The sequence below is a fragment of the Opacimonas viscosa genome (genome assembly GCF_024199005.1).
Taxonomy (GTDB): Bacteria; Pseudomonadota; Gammaproteobacteria; order Enterobacterales; family Alteromonadaceae; genus Opacimonas; species Opacimonas viscosa.
The window spans coordinates 1-229 of sequence record NZ_JANATA010000353.1; the positions used below are offsets into that span (position 1 = coordinate 1).

1 pseudogene is annotated in these 229 nt (G+C 53.7%); it reads right to left on the reverse strand.

Annotation, left to right across the window (positions count from 1 at the left end):
* A pseudogene (locus tag NLF92_RS13895) lies at positions 1-229 on the reverse strand (1-deoxy-D-xylulose-5-phosphate synthase); the annotation flags it as partial.

The window sequence follows — 229 nt, forward strand, 5'->3', positions numbered from 1 at the left end:
TCGACAGGTACGTGATTTACCAATCTCAAGCGCTGTCATGGCTTCATCTGGCGTAACCCCCATGCCTGCCCCGCGAGGGTACCGTACCGCCGCTGGCTTTTGAAGCTTGTGACCAGTGTAGAGCATTTGACGACATTCGTTTTCGTCTGAAGGTGCCATCACGACCATGTTTGGAATACAGCGAAGGAAAGCAATATCAAACGCGCCTTGGTGAGTAGGGCCATCGGCG